General features: G+C 50.2%; 15 protein-coding genes, 1 tRNA gene and 1 pseudogene. 16 read left to right on the top strand and 1 reads right to left on the bottom strand.

The features are described from left to right. Positions 1 to 18: 18 nt before the first annotated feature. A pseudogene (locus tag IPF95_08150) lies at positions 19 to 1,134 on the top strand (SUMF1/EgtB/PvdO family nonheme iron enzyme). 723 nt (positions 1,135 to 1,857) lie between these two features. Then, positions 1,858 to 3,153 carry a UDP-N-acetylmuramoyl-tripeptide--D-alanyl-D-alanine ligase gene (locus IPF95_08145; protein ID MBK6474669.1) on the top strand — a complete coding sequence of 432 codons (1,296 nt, stop codon included), beginning with the start codon at positions 1,858 to 1,860 and terminating at the stop codon, positions 3,151 to 3,153. A 215-nt stretch (positions 3,154 to 3,368) separates the two neighbouring features. Here the strand turns inward: IPF95_08145 and IPF95_08140 are convergent, their stop codons facing one another. Beyond that, entirely contained in the window at positions 3,369 to 4,511 is a 1,143-nt protein-coding gene (locus IPF95_08140) for an acyl-CoA dehydrogenase (GenBank protein ID MBK6474668.1), read from the bottom strand. An 87-nt stretch (positions 4,512 to 4,598) separates the two neighbouring features. Here IPF95_08140 and IPF95_08135 point away from each other — a divergent pair, with 87 nt between their 5' ends. From IPF95_08135 to secA, 14 genes are all read left to right on the top strand, one after another. Continuing rightward, positions 4,599 to 5,669 (top strand): anhydro-N-acetylmuramic acid kinase, encoded by a 1,071-nt coding sequence (locus IPF95_08135; protein MBK6474667.1) that lies wholly within the window; start codon positions 4,599 to 4,601, stop codon positions 5,667 to 5,669. Beyond that, positions 5,666 to 6,724: a T9SS type A sorting domain-containing protein gene (locus IPF95_08130; GenBank protein MBK6474666.1), complete on the top strand. Its 1,059-nt coding sequence runs from the start codon at positions 5,666 to 5,668 to the stop codon at positions 6,722 to 6,724. Before IPF95_08135 ends, IPF95_08130 begins: the two co-directional genes overlap by 4 nt. A 104-nt stretch (positions 6,725 to 6,828) precedes the next feature. Next, entirely contained in the window at positions 6,829 to 8,052 is a 1,224-nt protein-coding gene (locus IPF95_08125) for an amino acid dehydrogenase (GenBank protein MBK6474665.1), read from the top strand. A 35-nt stretch (positions 8,053 to 8,087) separates the two neighbouring features. After that, positions 8,088 to 8,831, top strand: a complete 744-nt coding sequence (locus IPF95_08120) for a MotA/TolQ/ExbB proton channel family protein (protein MBK6474664.1) — start codon at positions 8,088 to 8,090, stop codon at positions 8,829 to 8,831. A gap of 4 nt (positions 8,832 to 8,835) precedes the next feature. Further along, on the top strand, positions 8,836 to 9,234 hold the full coding sequence (locus IPF95_08115; protein ID MBK6474663.1) for a biopolymer transporter ExbD: 399 nt from the start codon (positions 8,836 to 8,838) through the stop codon (positions 9,232 to 9,234). Next, positions 9,234 to 10,088 (top strand): energy transducer TonB, encoded by an 855-nt coding sequence (locus IPF95_08110; protein MBK6474662.1) that lies wholly within the window; start codon positions 9,234 to 9,236, stop codon positions 10,086 to 10,088. Before IPF95_08115 ends, IPF95_08110 begins: the two co-directional genes overlap by 1 nt. 72 nt (positions 10,089 to 10,160) lie before the next feature. After that, positions 10,161 to 11,372, top strand: a complete 1,212-nt coding sequence (locus IPF95_08105; GenBank protein ID MBK6474661.1) for a bifunctional folylpolyglutamate synthase/dihydrofolate synthase — start codon at positions 10,161 to 10,163, stop codon at positions 11,370 to 11,372. Positions 11,373 to 11,409: 37 nt separating this feature from the next. Next, positions 11,410 to 11,484: transfer RNA gene (locus IPF95_08100), tRNA-Val, on the top strand. A gap of 627 nt (positions 11,485 to 12,111) precedes the next feature. Continuing rightward, on the top strand, positions 12,112 to 12,273 hold the full coding sequence (locus tag IPF95_08095) for a hypothetical protein (GenBank protein MBK6474660.1): 162 nt from the start codon (positions 12,112 to 12,114) through the stop codon (positions 12,271 to 12,273). 22 nt (positions 12,274 to 12,295) lie between these two features. Beyond that, a complete protein-coding gene (locus IPF95_08090) occupies positions 12,296 to 12,457 on the top strand; it encodes a hypothetical protein (protein ID MBK6474659.1) in 162 nt (53 codons plus the stop codon). A gap of 126 nt (positions 12,458 to 12,583) precedes the next feature. Then, positions 12,584 to 13,417 (top strand): class I SAM-dependent methyltransferase, encoded by an 834-nt coding sequence (locus IPF95_08085; GenBank protein ID MBK6474658.1) that lies wholly within the window; start codon positions 12,584 to 12,586, stop codon positions 13,415 to 13,417. A gap of 37 nt (positions 13,418 to 13,454) precedes the next feature. Beyond that, positions 13,455 to 14,006, top strand: a complete 552-nt coding sequence (locus IPF95_08080) for a cob(I)yrinic acid a,c-diamide adenosyltransferase (protein MBK6474657.1) — start codon at positions 13,455 to 13,457, stop codon at positions 14,004 to 14,006. Positions 14,007 to 14,099: 93 nt separating this feature from the next. Then, positions 14,100 to 14,321 carry a DUF2795 domain-containing protein gene (locus IPF95_08075; protein MBK6474656.1) on the top strand — a complete coding sequence of 74 codons (222 nt, stop codon included), beginning with the start codon at positions 14,100 to 14,102 and terminating at the stop codon, positions 14,319 to 14,321. Between the two features lie 187 nt (positions 14,322 to 14,508). Next, complete coding sequence (gene secA / locus IPF95_08070) at positions 14,509 to 17,880, top strand: preprotein translocase subunit SecA (GenBank protein ID MBK6474655.1); 3,372 nt, start codon at positions 14,509 to 14,511, stop codon at positions 17,878 to 17,880. Positions 17,881 to 17,939: the final 59 nt, after the last annotated feature.

Raw genomic sequence — 17,939 nt, 5'->3', positions numbered from 1 at the left:
TTACCAAACCACAGGACCATGAGTTTTGTAAGGAATATAGGTATCGTAATAGTCGGGGCGACGCTGTTCAGCAGTTGTCAATTCGAAAAAAGCGGTGCCACAGGATGGAATTTCAATGATTCCAAGAATGGCGGATTTGAAAAGACCGGGTTTGAGGACCAAGAGACCGGTCCTGGGCTTATACTGATCGAAGGTGGCCAGTTCACCATGGGTCGTGTGACGGATGATCTGCGGCATGATTGGGACAATATCCCACGCACTGTAACGGTCTCGTCATTCTATATGGATGAAGTGGAGGTGACCAATCATTACTGGTTGGAATACCTGTATTGGCTGGATCGGGTGTTCGCGGCCGACTTTCCGGAGATCTTTAAGAAAGCACTACCCGACACCTTGGTATGGCGCAGCAAATTGGCATTCAATGAACCTTATGTTGAGTACTACCTCCGTCACCCTGCATACCGTGATTATCCGGTGGTCGGTATCAACTGGTTGCAAGCGAACGATTATTGCGCTTGGCGTACCGATCGCGTGAATGAGGTGATATTGATCCGTGAAGGTCTTTTTGAACACTATCCGAACCAGATCAACGAAGATCATTTCACAACGGATGCCTACTTGGCCGGCCAATATGAAAGCGGTAAGAAAGTAGATGGTGTAAGCGATTTCAATCCGAACCGTGATACGCGTAATATCAAGATCGAGGATGGTATTCTTATGCCCCGCTACCGCCTACCAACTGAAGCGGAATGGGAATATGCTGCATACGGTTTGGTTGGCAATACCGTTGATGAACGCGTCGTGGAGCGCCGTATCTATCCTTGGAATGGCCATTGGGTGCGTTATGATAGCAAAAAGAAAGGCGGTTCATTTTATGGAGATTTCCGTGGAAACTTCATGCGCGGCCGTGGTGACTACATGGGTGTAGCAGGAAGCCTTAATGACAATGCGGATGTAACAAGCCCTGTTTTCAGTTACTGGCCTAATGATTATGGTCTGTACAACATGGCAGGTAACGTGAGCGAGTGGGTTATGGATGTCTATCGCCCTCTAAGCCCAGAGGACAAGGATGATTTCCGTCCATTCCGTGGAAATGTATTCAAGACCAAGGTTCTTGATAGTGATGGTGCGATTCAGGACAAACATGATCTGGTCGTGTACGATGTGAATGGTATCAAATATTACCTCACTGAGTTCCAAACAACTATGCAAGGGCGCGCCACGGATGAGGAAGCAGCACTTATTGATCAGCTGTTGACCATGATCGAAGAGGCGATCGAATTCGACAACACCCGCAAACATGATCAGGGGATGCAGCGCGTGCAAGAAATGGTGGAAATGGTAAAATCATCGGAGATCCCGAGTGACATTCAACCAAAGTTGCTCAGTGGCATTAGCGATTACCAAGCTGACCAGCCCGGTGATATCCGCTGGAGGAACGTAACGCAAGAAGAGAATATCGACCGTCGTAATTACCGTGCTGCTGACAATATCGATTTCCTCGATGGGGATGTGGAAAGCAGCATTTATTTCGATCCAGGTGATTTCGAGGGTAATGCGATGTATGACTGGGGAAAGACCTCCTTGGTGAACGACCGCAGCCGGGTATACAAAGGCGCATCATGGGCAGATCGTATCTACTGGGCGAACCCGGGAACACGTCGCCACTTGGATGAACGTCAAAGCACTGCAACCATTGGTTTCCGTTGCGCGATGACCCGTGTAGGAAGCCCTGTTGGAATGGGTGATGATAAACGCCGTGAAAAATTGAAGAAATAAGTTTCTGCAGGAACCCCTAATTATCTTGGACCCCATCCGCTGAAAAGCAGATGGGGTCTTTAAGTTTATAAAAAAGGCATGCTTTCGATCGAACAGCTCCATTCCAAATTTCATGAGTGCTCAGGAATAAGTACCGATACTCGTTCCATTGCACCCAAGAGTCTGTTCATCGCACTCAAGGGTCCTAACTTCAATGCCAATGCCTATGCATCGGAAGCGCTACAGAAGGGCGCTCTTTATGCGGTTGTGGATGATCCGAGCGTTGTGAAGGACGAACGCTACCTCCTAGTAAATGACGGATTGGAAGCATTGCAGCAATTAGGACTTTACCACCGTCGAACCTTCGACATACCGGTCATTGGCATAACAGGCACCAATGGAAAGACCACAACAAAGGAATTGGTTCATGCGGTGTTAAGTTGTGACCGACGTACACTCGCTACATCCGGGAACTTGAACAACCACATCGGTGTACCGTTGACCCTGCTGCGGCTTAATAAAGAGCATTCCATTTCCATCATTGAAATGGGTGCGAACAAGATCGGGGATATCGCAGAACTTACCTCACTGGCAGAGCCTACGCATGGTTGCATCACCAACATCGGAAAGGCACACCTGGAAGGGTTCGGGTCATACGAAGGCGTTATCAAAGCCAAAACAGAGATGTATGCTTTTATTGACCACCACAAAGGCACCCTGTTCGTGAATGCCGATGATCTAGTGCTAATGGCGAAGAGCGAAGGTTTGAAACGAACCACCTATGGAAACGGTACCAATTCCGACTTCTCAGGAAAGATCACCAGCAACGGTCCGTTCTTGGGTATCTCGTTCATGGGAAAAGATGCAAAAGAGTATGCGGTTCAGACAAAACTGATCGGTGCCTATAACTTCAGTAATACGATGTTGGCCGTTGCGATCGGCCAGTACTTCGAAGTACCAGACGCAAAGATCGCTGAAGCGTTGTCCACTTATTCGCCTAGTAACAACCGCTCTCAGTTCACGGATACAGGCAAGAACCAATTGATCCTGGATGCGTACAATGCTAACCCAACAAGCATGGTGGCTGCGTTGGAGAATTTCGCTGTGATGCACAGTGAGCGACCAAGAACAGTGATCCTCGGAGATATGCGAGAGCTCGGCGCGGTGAGTAGCGCGGAGCACAAAGCCATTGTGGCATTGGTCGATCGGCTGAATTTGAAAGCGATCTTCGTCGGGACTGAATTTGGAGAAGCAGTGCAGCAAAGTGACCACGCGCATTACGCTACTTCGTCGGAATTGCTCTCCAACCTTGAAGAAAAGCCTGTCTCGGGGGAATTGATCTTGATCAAAGGCTCGCGCGGGATCAAGTTGGAAACGATCGTACCGGCACTATAGGAGGATCTGGCGGGGTAGCCACAGGCTACCTTATTCTGATCGTATTTCGCGTAGCCAAAGGCAACGCGATGTACCGTAACCGAACGCAACGCGCTGTTCCGCAGCCACAGGCGAAACACTGCAATGAAGCCTCCGAAGCGGTCTGAGAAAAACCAAATAAGATTCATACTACGAAGGCGGGGTCACAAACCGAGCCATCCACCAACAACAACCAACTAGTCCTTCAGCACACCGCGTGAGATCACGATCCGCTGAACCTCGCTGGTACCCTCATAGATCTGTGTGATCTTGGCATCGCGCATTAAGCGCTCCACGTGGTACTCTTTAACGTATCCGTAGCCACCATGCACTTGAACTGCTTCAACCGTGGTTCTCATCGCTACTTCACTGGAGAACACCTTTGCCATTGCGCTGGCTTGGTCGTAATTCAAATGTTGGTCCTTCAACCAAGCTGCTTTCAGGCATAACAAGCGAGCTGCCTCGATCTCAGTAGCCATATCCGCCAGTTTGAATGCGATCGCTTGGTGCTCGCTGATCGCTTTACCGAATGCTTTGCGCTCCTTGCTATAGGCCAAAGCCAATTCATATGCACCGCTCGCAATTCCAAGGGCTTGGGCTGCAATGCCGATCCTTCCACCACTCAATGTTCTCATTGCGAAGGTGAAACCGAAACCATCCTCACCAATACGATTTTCCTTGGGAACTTTCACATCGGTGAACATCAACGTATGCGTATCGCTACCGCGAATGCCGAGCTTGTCTTCCTTAGCCCCAACAACGAAACCGGGCATCCCTTTTTCAACGATCAAACAATTAATGCCTTTGTGCTTTTTGCTGGCATCCGTTTGGGCCATCACCAGATACGTGCTTGCACTGTTGCCGTTCGTGATCCAGTTCTTCGTACCGTTCAACAGATAATGGTCGCCCATGTCGATGGCTGTAGTGCGCTGACTGGTTGCATCACTTCCCGCTTCAGGCTCGCTCAGGCAAAATGCGCCGATCATCTCACCCTTGGCCAACGGCACCAAGTACTTCATTTTTTGTTCTTCGTTCGCGAACTCCTCCAGGCCCCAACAAACGAGACTATTATTCACGGACATCACGACTGAACAACTCGCATCCACCTTACTGATCTCTTCCATGGCCAGCACGTAGCTCATGGCATCCATGCCGCCACCACCGTATTTAGGGTTCACCATCATACCCAGAAAACCCAACTCACCCAATTGCTTGATCTCATCCTTCGGAAAGCGTTGCTCGCGATCACGGTCAATGACACCGGGCTTCAGCACGTTCTGTGCAAAATCGCGCGCAGCATCGCGTACTGCGATCTGTTCTTCTGAAAGTTCGAAATTCATTCCGGCTTGAGTGAGGGTCTCTGACATGGTATTCTTTTTGATCGAGGGATGCAAAAGTAGCCGATACCTTCGCCCAAAGAAAGCCCTATGAAAAAGCACTACCAAGCCATCGGTGTAATGTCCGGAAGTTCACTGGATGGGATCGACCTTGCTTGGTGCGAATTCGTTGAGGAAAATGGGCGTTGGGAGTATAGTATCCGCGAGGCACGGACGATCCAGCATACCGCGCAAATGCGACAGCGCTTAACGGGGGTCATGCATGGCTCCGCATTGGATCTGGCCCGGTTACACCGTGATCTTGGTATAGTAATAGGTGAGGAATGTGGAGAGCTATTACAGGGGGAGAAAGTCGATGTGATCGCGTCACATGGACATACTATTTTCCATAACCCGGATGAGGGGCTGACCGCTCAGGTCGGCTGTGGAGCACAGATCGCGGCTTTAAGTGGCACCAACACGGTTACGGACTTTCGTACGATGGATGTAGCTCTAGGTGGCCAAGGCGCGCCATTGGTACCGTTGGGTGAAGAGTTGCTCTTTCCGCAACACATGGTGTTCTTGAACATTGGAGGGATCTGCAATATTGCGCTGCACCACACTGATCGGATCATGGGTTACGACGTTTGCATTGGCAACCAAGCTTTGAATTACTTGGCAGAAGAAGCTGGAGAGCGCTACGACGCCGAAGGAACGATCGCACGTTCAGGAGTGTTGAATGGTGCGCTGTTGCAAAGTTTGAACGCCCTACCCTTCCATGAGCGTGCAGCACCGCGTTCGTTGGGTCGTGATTGGTTCAACGAAAACGTACTTCCATTGATCAAAGACCCATCGACCCCACTCCCGGACCGCATGCGAACGGTCGTGGAACATATTGCCATGCAACTGGCCACTGCCCTGAAGGACTCGAACTCCAACTGTTTGGTAACCGGTGGAGGTGCGTACAACACTTTCTTGATGGATCGCATCCGCGCACATTCCGGTGTTTACCTGGATATCCCCGGGCCTTCGGTGGTTGAATTCAAAGAGGCCTTGATCTTTGCGCTCTTGGGTGTCTTGCGATTGCGCGAAGAGAGCACCGCGTTGGCAAGTGTTACGGGAGCAAAGCGGGACAGCGTAGGTGGGGCGGTATATTTGGGTAACCAAGATCCGAAAGAATGATCAGTCATCTGAATAATTGGGACGTTGTAAAACAACAATGCTCTGCTATTATCGCGTGTGCGGCATTTCTAATTCTACCAACGGTAGGAAAAGCATCACATAATATCGGTGCTGAGATCCGATTCATCGCACTTAGCGCATATACATACCAAATAGAGGTGGTCCATTATAGTCGGTTAGCCGCTGTTTCCGCCGACAATGAATGGTTGTTAGTAGAATACGGTGATGGATCCGTAGACTCTATTTTTCGAACCGGTCTTATTGATTATCCGGAGTACGACCTGAGGGTATCATATTATGCTTCCCAACACATGTACTCTGGTAACGGCGCATTCACTATATCATGCCGTATTCCGAATCGAAATGTCGGAATCATAAATATCCCGAATTCGGTGACCGAGCCTTTGTCGGTAGATGCATTGATCGTGATCGACCCAGTTCTCGGCATGAACAACTCCATTCGTTTCGATTCGCTCCAGACCAATTGGTACATGACATGGAACACGCTCGTACACGAACCCGGCGCGTACGAAGTAGATGGTGACTCCGTGGCCTATGAGCTAGTAACACCCCTTGGCACGGGCAACTCACCTATCCCCGGCTATGCATATCCATCGGTTTTTGCCAGTAACTACGTTTGGGTGAACCCCTTGACCGGGAGATTACTCTGGGACCAACCTACCTTGTCTGGGGAATACGTGGTCGCCATCCGTGGCAGCGAATACCGCAATGGACAATTGATCGGGCAGGTTACACGGGATGTGGAGATACAGGTAATATTCGACATGTTGATCGTCGGCGTTACAGAACTCGAACCCTCTGAGCCATTGACCATTCAACCATCGCAAGCTTCTTCAGTGATCCAATTCGACAGCGGTTCCGCTGGAAATTGTACAGCACAACTATTCAATACAACCGGCGCATTGGTTTCCACACTATCGATAACCACCAGGCTGAACACATACATAGTGAACGATCTTGACCCAGGCATGTACGTATTGCGTATTCACACAACCGAGGGCAACACGCAGATCGGCCGATTCGTTAAAGAATAAACGCCGACGCTATTAACACCCCTATTGGATAACCTTGCCCAGTTGGCAAGTAGGCCCCGACCCCACTTCGCTACATTTGGCCGTTACTAGCCAAGGAACTGTAGATGCGCGATGCCCTGCGCCGCTTCGAAGAGCGCGCCCCTGAAATTGTTTTTGAATGGACCGATACCCCCACGGGTGCTCGCGGCTGGGTTGTGATAAACAGCCTGCGCGGTGGTGCTGCCGGTGGTGGAACCCGCATGCGCAAAGGGTTGGATAAGCGTGAAGTGGAAAGTCTGGCCAAGACAATGGAAGTGAAGTTCAGTGTTTGTGGCCCAGCGATCGGTGGTGCCAAAAGCGGTATCGACTTCGACCCAGGAGACCCGCGCAAGAACGAAGTATTGGATCGCTGGTACAAGGCGGTAATGCCTTTACTGAAGAATTACTACGGTACCGGTGGAGATCTTAACGTGGATGAACTGCACGATGTGATCCCGATCACGGAACGCTATGGATTGAGACACCCCCAAGAAGGCGTGGTGAACGGCCACATTGGCGGCACGGAGAAGAGCAAACAACAAGTGATCGATCAGTTACGCATAGGCGTAAGCAAATTGGTTGACGACACCACATACGTTCCCGTAGCACATAAATACGCCGTGGCCGACATGATCACGGGCTGGGGAGTTGCTGAAAGCGTGCGGCACTATTACCGCGTCTATGGCGGTGATCTGAAGGGCAAACGGATCATCGTGCAAGGCTGGGGCAATGTGGCTGCTGCGGCAGGATATTATTTGGCACGTGAAGGCGCAGCGATCGTGGGCATCATTGATCGTCACGGTGGTATATTGGAGCCGAACGGTCTTACTGCAGAGCGAGCAAAAGTCCTCTTCGAAGAAAAGGATGGCAACAGACTAAAAGCCCATGAAGCCATGCCTTTTGAGGAAATTAACGCTAAGATCTGGGATATAGGTGCCGATGTATTCCTACCCTGTGCGGCCAGTCGGCTCGTGACCCAGGAACAAGTGGATCGTATGACCGCCAAAGGTTTGGATGTGATCAGCAGTGGAGCGAACGTACCCTTTGCGGACAGCGAGATCTTTTACGGCCCGATCGCCGAACACGCCGACTCCAAAGTGAGCGTGATCCCTGATTTCATTGCCAATTGCGGCATGGCCAGAGTATTCGCTCATTGCATGCAACTCGGCGCAGACCTGAGTGACTATGGAATTTTCCAGGACGTAAGCAAAGTAATTGGTACGGCTTTGGAAGAAACACATGCCAAGCATCCGGAACGCACTTTTTTGACCCGTACAGCCTTCGAGATCACCCTTCAAAAACTATTGTAGAAAATTTTTCGGAGCCTTTCTCCGTTATACCGAACATGCCGATGCTACCAACCCTTTTCGCCCAGATCCAAGAAGGCACCGATGCTGCCGCACAAGCTGCACAAGCCGCTTTAGCAGCGCAAACGATAGTTCCACCAACACAACCACTTCCGGACACCATCACCCTCTGGGATCTGCTTTCCTACGGCGGTTGGCCCATTATGGTACCGTTGGCATTGATGTCGCTTGCGGTGGTGTACATCACCATTGAACGCATTCTCGCGCTGGGCAAAGCACTGAAAAGTGACAAGGACATGATGGCTCGTGTTCGGGACTATGTTCACGAGGGCAAGATCGATTCGGCATTGAACGCCTGTGCATCCAATCCCACCCCAAGTGCGCGCATGATCGAGAAAGGTCTGCAACGCGTTGGCAAACCGAGCAAAGAGATCGAAAGTGCAATGGAATCCGTAGGACAGTTGGAACTGGCTCGATTGGAAAAAGGGATCGGTGTACTAAGCTTGGTCGCCAAACTTGCACCCATGTTCGGGTTCATCGGAACCATTATCGGTGTGATCAAGATCTTCTACGACATATCACTTACGGACAACATCAGCATTGGCGTTATCTCCAGTGGTCTTTACCAGAAAATGATCACCTCTGCAAGCGGTCTGATAGTTGGTATCATTGGTTTTGCATGCTATTTCATCGTAAGCAGTATGTTGAACCGCGTTGAGACCAAAATGGGCACAGCGGCATTGTCGTTCATGGATATTTTACAGGAACCCTTGAAAAAGTAACCGCATGAAGTTCCGCAGAAAACCACGGGAACATGCCGAAGTGAGCACAGAATCGCTCAACGACATCATGTTCTTTTTGCTCCTGTTCTTCTTGATCGTGAGCACGCTTGCCAATCCTAACGTGGTAAAGCTTACCCTTCCGAGCAGCAAGCAGAGCATGCAAATGAACAAGCAGCCGCTCACGGTCTCGGTAACAAAAGACAAGCAATATGCCATTGATAAAGTACCTATTGCCTTTGCTGATCTTGAGAACGAATTGAAGACCCGTTTGGTCGGATTGGACCAAGCCACGGTGGTGTTGCGGTTCGATCAGGAATTGAGCGTACAGGATCTTGTCGATGTGCTTACGATCGGCAACCGCCTGAAACTTAAAATGGTGTTGGCTACGCAGACACCGAGCTAATGGCTTACGCAATACCACAGGACGAATCAGGTAAACGCAAGAGCGTTGCGCTCACGATCTCGGTCGTGTTCCATGCCTTGTTGGTGTTGTTCTTTCTGTGGTGGAAGATCATTACACCTATACCACCATTCCCTGAATTAGGAGGAGGTGGAGGTGGTCTGGAGATCGACCTTGGCTTTAGTTCAGAAGGGATGGGCGTGGATAACACGAGCATGCCCACACCGCAGAACAACACTGCCCCACCTGTAGTAGGCACCGAAGAGTTGTTGACCGATGAGGACCCGGAAGCACCCGAGATAAACGTACCAAGTAAACCCGACAAACCCAAGCCGGACAAGCCCAAGCCCGATAAACCGAAACCCGAGAAGCCAAAGCCTACGGAAGCGGAATTGCAACAGGCCGCGATCGACCGTATGAACGCCTTGTACAATAACCCGGGCAGTGGTCAAGGCAATGGGAACAAACCGGGCAACCAAGGTAGCCAGAACGGTTCCGCGAATGGTGGTGGTACGGGTACTGGTGGCGGAACAGGAACCGGTTCAGGTACCGGAACAGGAACGGGCGCCGGCCCAGGCTCGGATGGCATTGGTTACAGCTTAGGTGGTCGTTCCATGCGTTTCAAACCGCCCATCAACGACAAGCCTGGAGTTGCTGGAACCGTGGTTCTGGACATTTACGTTGATAAGGATGGCAACGTAATGAGCGCTGAACAGAACCTGAGCCAAAGCACTACCATGGCGCACAACTTGGTACAGATCGCGAAAACAACTGCGTTGCAGTGCAAATTCGAAAAACGAACAAGCGGCCCTGACGAACAAAAGGGAACCATCACCTTTAAGTTCAAGGTCAGTTAAGATCCTCTTGCAACGCTCTCATCCGTTTTCCTGATCCAACATGCTAGTGAGAAGCGGTCAGGTATCTCGAAAATGACCTACGCTGAAACGCTCGACTACCTCTTTGCACGCCTGCCAATGTACCAACGGGTGGGTAAGGCAGCTTACAAAGCAGACCTGAGCAATACACATGCCCTGATGGAGTTCACCGGTCATCCGGAACGAGGCCTGAAATGCGTGCATGTCGCAGGCACCAACGGAAAAGGCAGCACCACCCATTTCATCGCAAGCGTACTGCAAGAAGCTGGGTACAAAGTGGGACTGCATACAAGCCCGCATTTAAAAGACTTTCGGGAACGATTCCGGATCAATGGTGTAATGATCCCGGAACACATTGTAACGCGTTTTGTCGAAGAATACAGGACGGCCTTAGAGCCGATCGATGCATCGTTCTTCGAATGGGGCGTAGCATTGGCTTTCTGGTGGTTCAAGCAAGAAAAGGTCGACATTGCGGTGATCGAAACAGGCATGGGAGGTCGGTTGGATAGTACCAACGTGATAACACCGGAAGTCAGCGTGATCACCACGATCGGTTTGGACCATATGGAATTCCTGGGTAATACACTGGAAGCCATTGCAGGTGAAAAGGCAGGGATCATCAAACCAGGCATAGCCGTGATCATTGGCGAAGCAGATGGTCCTGTTGCAGATGTGTTTCGTACTAAAGCGCTGTCGGTGAATGCCCCCATCCTGTTCGTGGATCAGTCGATACCATTAACGGAAAAGATCGGGTTACACGGAGATCATCAGCAACGCAATGCCCGAACGGCAAAGGCCGCAATTGCGAAATTGCAAGAAAGCCACTGGCAGATCAACGAAGCAGCAATATCCGCTGGTCTACAAAAAGTGGTCGAGAACACTGGCCTACAAGGCCGATGGCAGCAGATCACACCTAACACTTACATAGACGTCGCGCACAATGCGGATGGCTTCCAAGTTCTCCTGCAATTGCTGAAGGAATACACCTATGATCATTTGCACATCGTCCTAGGCATGGTAAATGACAAGGACATCGCCAAAGCACTGGCTATACTACCGAAAAATGCCACTTACTACTACTGCAAAGCTGACATTCCCCGAGGCTTGGACGGAAGAGCCTTGCAGGAAATGGCCTTGGTACATGGGCTCTTTGGCAGGGTATATTCATCTGTTAGTGAGGCCTTCAGCGCTGCCCGGACGATCGCAACGGATCAAGATATGATCGTAGTTACGGGAAGTGTTTTTATTGTTGCTGAGGTAATATGAAAGGAACATCTATATTTGCCGCCCGTTAGTTAAGAATGGAGGCATAGCTCAGCTGGTTTAGAGCATCTGCCTTACAAGCAGAGGGTCGCTGGTTCGAATCCGGCTGCCTCCACCCTCAAAGCCATCACGTGAAACCGTGGTGGCTTTTTCTTTGCTACTCAGAAAAGGCATAGCTCATCTCACAAGGTATTAGAGCATCCCGCATACCTGCGGGAGGGTCGCTGGTTCGTCCCGCAAGAATATGCGGGACCGGCTGCCTCAGTGCAGACTTTACAACATTGAAGGCAGATCTGGTCGCTACGAACCGATAGTGCCGAAATGTCAGGTTATCCATTTTTGGGTGTACAGGATATTACCCATTTATAAATGATTGATAAACAGATATTTACAATTTACCAGATTCCATTGGGCAATTTGCTCCACACTATATGCGCCTTCCAGAAGTTCCATCACTGCCAGACCGCTAGTGATCTTACGCGATCTGCAATGGAAAATAGAAGTTGACGTATTGCGCTCAACTCCACTGTTTCCGGGCATTCAACCCAAATTCGACGCTTTTGCAGTTCAGTACGGGGTTAAATAATGTGAAGGTTCAGGTAACAGGATACGATTCGGCAAGCTATATGCGTAGTCCTAATCACAAGCGCAAAACCAGTCTGGATGCGACGGATTCATGGAAAAACTGAATGATCCTGGTTGCGTTTGTTAGTTAGGAAAACGAACAAAAACAAAAAATAAAATGCCACGTAAGAAAAAACAGCTTATCCTTACCCAGCCGGTGAAGGAAGGACTCAAAGCCATAAAGGTCCGTTTAGATGCTAGAACCGTTATCACTTTAGCGAGTAAAAAGGCGCTCGAATTTTGGAAACAACGCTACCCGAAGCTGGAGATCATTGGGTGAATCTCCTAGAGGGAAAAGAAGAATGCCACGTAAGAAACCACCGATCATTTTGGAACGTCCGATAAAACCAGGCGTGAAAGAGATCAAAGTGCGATTGGATTCGCGCACGATAATAACCGTATCAAGCAAAAAAGCGCTCGCTTCTTGGAAGGAACGCTATCCGAAGTTAGAGGTGATCGGTTGATCAGCCTCCTACGACCTGCGGCTTTAATGCTGCCGAGATCACACAATTTATTGACGTTTACAGAATCAGTAACGCGGACCAAGCCCTGTTTCAGGAATTGTGGCCCGCGTACTTTTTTGGATGGTCATGAATTTCCTCAGCGGTGTGGCGTTTCTTACTTTTGAGCATATTGTGGGTTCCATGCTGCAACGGATCACGAGCTACATCGGGCATTGGGGCACAGCCACCGATCGCCACGGAGTGCACAGTCCATTCGTGTACAGGTTGATCGCTGAGGTTCTCCGCAAAGATGAGTTACGTCCCGAATTTGTAGCCATCGAAGCACTCCGAGAAGAGCTGTTGCAGAACGACGAAAAAATTCGTGTACACGATCTCGGAGCCGGATCGACCAAGCTGAAGAAACCGGATCGTCGGATCTCATCGATCGCCAGAACAGCACTAAAATCACCCAAGGAAGCAAGGCTCCTTAACCGGTTGGCACAATTCAGCTCCGGATCAACGGTGCTTGAACTAGGCACATCTTTCGGGATCTCCACGTTATACATGTCACGCGCATTGCCTGATGCCAAGGTGTTCACCATTGAAGGTTGCCCCAAGACCGCATGCATTGCACGATCGAATTTCCAGCAATCGACTGCATCGAATATCACTTCCGTGGTCGGTGATTTCAGAACTGAACTACCTAAGGTCCTTGACCAGATCGATCAATTGGATCTTGTTTTCATTGATGGTCACCACGCGCAAGAACCTACACTAACCTATTTTGAACAATGCCTCGCGAAAGCCCATAACGACACCCTATTTGTATTTGACGATATCCACTGGAGCAGCGGGATGGAAGCGGCATGGGAACATATCAAAGCACATGAACAAGTAACCGTGAGCATCGACCTTTTTGATCTTGGATTAGTATTCTTGCGCTCTGGGCAAGCTCGAGAGCATTTCAAACTGCACTACTGACAATTGGACCGATCGTTCTTCCCAACCTTTGCACCCCATGAAGATCTATACCCGTACAGGTGATAAAGGCCAGACCAGCTTATTGGGTGGCGACCGTGTACCTAAGGACAGTTTGCGCATAGAGTCATATGGTACGGTCGATGAGCTGAACAGCCACATCGGATTGTTACGCGACTTTGCGAAAGGCGAACTGGATGCGGAACTGATGCCGATCCAAGCAACGTTGTTCAGTCTAGGATCGCGGTTAGCAAGTGGAACCGAAGAGCAAGCCGAGAAATTCAAAGTACCTGCGATCACCGAAGCGCACATCACGCAGTTGGAATCCGAAATGGATCGGATGGATGCCGAACTTCCACCAATGCGGAATTTTATTCTTCCGGGAGGCGACATGACATCGTCACAGGCACATGTTTGCCGCACCGTGTGTCGAAGAGCGGAGCGGTTGATCGTAAGACTAGCTTCGGAAGAACCTGTTCCCGAGATCCTGGTACGGTATCTGAACCGTCTCAGCGACCTCTTTTTCGTACTTGCCCGCAGCATTGCTCACCACAATGGAGTGGCAGATACGCCATGGACCCCGCGCCAGTAGCGGATCTCAGGTCGGTTATCAACGCCTCGTCGGGCGAAATAACATAGAACCTATATTTGCGGCCGATTTCACAGACGCTAAGAAGGCGAATACATGTACTGGACCTTAGAACTTGCTTCATATCTGGAGGACGCCCCTTGGCCTGCCACCAAGGATGAACTTATTGATTTTGCAATGCGTACAGGCGCTCCATTGGAAGTAGTGGAGAACCTTCAAGCAATTGAGGACGATGAAGAAGTATTCGAGACCATTGAGGACATATGGCCGGATTACCCATCGAAGGAGGACTTCTTCTTCAATGAGGACGAATACTGAACATACATGATCCACAAAAGCCCTCTCGCCATTGGCGAGGGGGCTTTTGCATTTAGATGCTGACGCCTTGGCAGACTCATTGTTCCGGCAAGGTCTATGCACACCCTGATCCCGTTACCTTTGCCATCCTTAAAAAGGAGCCTATCATATTGCGATACGCCCACCAACACCAATACACCATCGATCCATGTTCGGTACATTGATAAAAAAAGTATTCGGCGATAAAGCCACTCGCGACCTAAAGGAAGCCACTCCGATCGTGGAACTCACCAATACGGAATTCGTGAAGTTGGCTGGTTTAAGCAATGATGAATTGCGTGGACGGACCGCCACGCTGAAAGCACGTATTGCTGAACGCACCAAGGAGAGTGATGATAAGGTGGTTGCACTTCGAAATGAGATAGAGGCGGATCCGCATATGGATATCCAGGATCGCGAACAGCGGTACGAAGAGATCGACAAGATCCTGGAGCAAAGTGTAAAGGATATTGAAGGAGTATTGTTGGAGATCCTACCAGAAGCATTCGCTGTAGTAAAGGAAACCGCGCGTCGTTTCAAGGAGAACAAGGAGATCCGCGTGCGGGCTACTGACATGGACCGCGAGTTGGCGACCAAACGACAGAATGAGATCCGCATTGAGGGTGATCAGGCCATTTGGAAGAATTCATGGATGGCCGCCGGCGTACCTGTTACCTGGGATATGTTGCATTATGATGTGCAGTTGATCGGTGGTTGGGCCATGCATAAAGGCAAGATCGCGGAGATGAGCACCGGTGAAGGAAAAACACTGGTGAGCACACTACCGGTTTACCTGAATGCCTTACCAGGTCGCGGAGTGCATTTGGTTACCGTGAATGACTACTTAGCGAAACGTGATGCGGAGTGGATGGGGCCATTGCACGAGTTCCATGGGCTTAGCGTTGATTGCATCGATAAGCATGAACCGAACAGCGCTGAACGCCGTAAGGCCTATTTAGCCGATATCACGTACGGAACGAACAATGAATTCGGCTTCGACTATCTGCGTGATAACATGGCACACGCGCCAAGCGCGCTCGTACAACGCAAGCACCATTTTGCGATCGTGGATGAAGTGGACAGCGTACTTGTGGATGATGCGCGTACACCGTTGATCATTAGCGGACCTACTCCGAAAGGCGAGATCCATCAATTCGATGAGTACAAGCCACGCATTGAGAACTTGTACAATGTGCAGAAAAAACTCGTGACCAAATTGCTTACGGAAGCAAAAGAGAATCTCAAAGGCATCAACGACGGCACGGCAACAAAGCAGCAGTTGGAAGTTGGGGGGATGGCATTGTTACGTGCGCACCGAGGTTTGCCGAAGAATAGTGCGTTGATCAAATTCCTAAGCGAAGGAGGCGTTCGTGCGCATTTGCAAAAAACGGAGAACTACTACCTCCAGGACCAAGGCAAGGAAATGCCGAAGGTGGATGCCGAACTGTATTTTACCATCGATGAAAAACAGCACGGCATCGAGCTCACGGAGAAAGGTGTTGATCTGATCAGCCACGATTCGAACGACACCAATTTCTTCATCATGACCGATGTAGGAGCCGGCATTGCGGAGATCGAAAAGAGCGGCGTGGACACGGAGGAAAAGGCGAGGCGGAAGGATGCATTATTGCGCGATTTCGGCATCAAGAGCGAACGGATCCATACCGTGAACCAATTGATCCGTGCATACGCACTCTACGAGATGGATGTGGAGTACGTGGTCATGGACGGCAAGGTCAAGATAGTTGACGAACAGACCGGACGTATTCTGGATGGTCGCCGCTATAGCGATGGCTTGCACCAAGCAATCGAGAGCAAGGAAAAAGTAAAAGTTGAAGCAGCCACTCAGACCTACGCTACGGTGACATTGCAGAATTATTTCCGCATGTACCACAAGTTGGCCGGTATGACCGGAACTGCGGAAACCGAAGCACAGGAATTATGGGACATCTACAAATTGGATGTGATGGTGATCCCGACCAACCGACCCATCGTGCGTAAGGATTCGGAGGACATGGTCTTCAAGACCAAGCGTGAGAAATACAATGCCGTGATCGACGAGATCAGCGCGTTGCGTGAAAAAGGCCGCCCAGTTCTGGTAGGAACGACCAGTGTTGAAGTAAGCGAACTGATGAGCAAGATGCTCAAAATGCGCAACATCCCGCATAACGTGTTGAACGCTAAACAACACCAACGTGAGGCGGAGATCATACAGCAAGCTGGACTATCCGGCACGGTAACGATCGCTACCAACATGGCTGGTCGTGGTACGGACATCAAATTAGGGCCTGGCGTAGTTGATGCCGGTGGACTTGCCATCATCGGCACGGAGAAGCATGACAGTCGTCGCGTGGATCGCCAGTTGCGCGGTCGTGCTGGACGGCAGGGAGACCCGGGATCGTCACAATTCTATGTGTCGTTGGAAGATGAATTGATGCGTTTGTTCAATAGTGAGCGGATCAGCAAACTGATGGACCGTTTGGGCCTGAAAGAAGGCGAAGTGATCCAACACAGCATGGTCACTGCGAGCATTGAACGTGCACAGAAAAAAGTAGAGGAGAACAACTTCGGAATACGAAAGCGTTTGCTGGAATACGATGACGTAATGAACAGTCAGCGTACCGTTATCTACAAACGCAGGCATCACGCCTTATTCGGTGAACGATTGAAGTTGGACATCCTGAACATGTTCTACGATGTAAGCGCCAACTTAGTGAATGAGTTTCATCAGGAAGGTGATTTCGAAGGATTCGAATTGGATCTTTTCCGCAGACTTTTCACGGAAAGCCCCGTCAGCGCAGAGGAATTCAAGCGCATGAAGATCGATGAGGTTACCGAGCGTGTATACGCTGCTGCATTAAAAAGCTACGAACGTCATACGCACCAGATCGCGAAACAGGCCATGCCGGTATTGACCGATGTGTTCTTGAACCAAGGCCAACAGTATGAGAATATCGTGGTGCCGATCACCGATGGTGTGAAGACCATGCAAGTCGTAAGCAATCTGCAGAAGAGCTACAAGAGCGAAGGACGAGAGTTGATCGCAAGCATCGAGAAGTACATCACCTTGGCGACCATCGACAACGAGTGGAAAGAACACTTGCGCGAAATGGATGAACTGCGCCGTAGCGTACAGAACGCGAGTATTGAGCAAAAAGATCCGTTGCTGATCTATAAGTTGGAAAGTTTTGAATTGTTCAAATCAATGATGGAGCGCATGAACGGCGATGTGATCGGGTTCTTGGCTAAAGCCGGACTTCCCGCAGCACAGCCGAAAGTTCAGCAAGCACCCGAACCACGCGCACCACAGCAGCGTTTGCAGACCAGCCGCACGGATGTTCCCGTCCAAGGTGCATCTTCAAGTACGGCAACGGCATCCCGCCCAGCTGGTACATCACGATCCGCAGCACCTGGTTCTGGCGCGATGCCACCTCCACAAAAGCGCCAGCCCATTGAGCCCGTGCGCGTAGAAAAGAAAATAGGACGTAATGATCCATGTCCTTGCGGAAGCGGCAAGAAATACAAGCAGTGTCACGGATAAGATCACGGGTGTCCTAATTACATGGATCGGTTGACGATCACCGCGTGCGGCGGTAACGT

Source organism: Flavobacteriales bacterium, assembly GCA_016704485.1.
Classification (GTDB): domain Bacteria; phylum Bacteroidota; class Bacteroidia; order Flavobacteriales_F; family PHOS-HE28; genus PHOS-HE28.
This window is presented reverse-complemented; position numbering and strand designations above follow the sequence as displayed.

Excerpts from the sequence above, each read along its gene's own strand:
- IPF95_08145 (MBK6474669.1), top strand. The coding sequence starts at position 1,858 with ATGCTTTCGATCGAACAGCTCCATTCCAAATTTCATGAGTGCTCAGGA.
- IPF95_08140 (MBK6474668.1), bottom strand. The coding sequence starts at position 4,511 with ATGAATTTCGAACTTTCAGAAGAACAGATCGCAGTACGCGATGCTGCG.
- IPF95_08135 (MBK6474667.1), top strand. The coding sequence starts at position 4,599 with ATGAAAAAGCACTACCAAGCCATCGGTGTAATGTCCGGAAGTTCACTG.
- IPF95_08130 (MBK6474666.1), top strand. The coding sequence starts at position 5,666 with ATGATCAGTCATCTGAATAATTGGGACGTTGTAAAACAACAATGCTCT.
- IPF95_08125 (MBK6474665.1), top strand. The coding sequence starts at position 6,829 with ATGCGCGATGCCCTGCGCCGCTTCGAAGAGCGCGCCCCTGAAATTGTT.
- IPF95_08120 (MBK6474664.1), top strand. The coding sequence starts at position 8,088 with ATGCCGATGCTACCAACCCTTTTCGCCCAGATCCAAGAAGGCACCGAT.
- IPF95_08115 (MBK6474663.1), top strand. The coding sequence starts at position 8,836 with ATGAAGTTCCGCAGAAAACCACGGGAACATGCCGAAGTGAGCACAGAA.
- IPF95_08110 (MBK6474662.1), top strand. The coding sequence starts at position 9,234 with ATGGCTTACGCAATACCACAGGACGAATCAGGTAAACGCAAGAGCGTT.
- IPF95_08105 (MBK6474661.1), top strand. The coding sequence starts at position 10,161 with ATGACCTACGCTGAAACGCTCGACTACCTCTTTGCACGCCTGCCAATG.
- IPF95_08095 (MBK6474660.1), top strand. The coding sequence starts at position 12,112 with ATGCCACGTAAGAAAAAACAGCTTATCCTTACCCAGCCGGTGAAGGAA.
- IPF95_08090 (MBK6474659.1), top strand. The coding sequence starts at position 12,296 with ATGCCACGTAAGAAACCACCGATCATTTTGGAACGTCCGATAAAACCA.
- IPF95_08085 (MBK6474658.1), top strand. The coding sequence starts at position 12,584 with ATGAATTTCCTCAGCGGTGTGGCGTTTCTTACTTTTGAGCATATTGTG.
- IPF95_08080 (MBK6474657.1), top strand. The coding sequence starts at position 13,455 with ATGAAGATCTATACCCGTACAGGTGATAAAGGCCAGACCAGCTTATTG.
- IPF95_08075 (MBK6474656.1), top strand. The coding sequence starts at position 14,100 with ATGTACTGGACCTTAGAACTTGCTTCATATCTGGAGGACGCCCCTTGG.
- secA (MBK6474655.1), top strand. The coding sequence starts at position 14,509 with ATGTTCGGTACATTGATAAAAAAAGTATTCGGCGATAAAGCCACTCGC.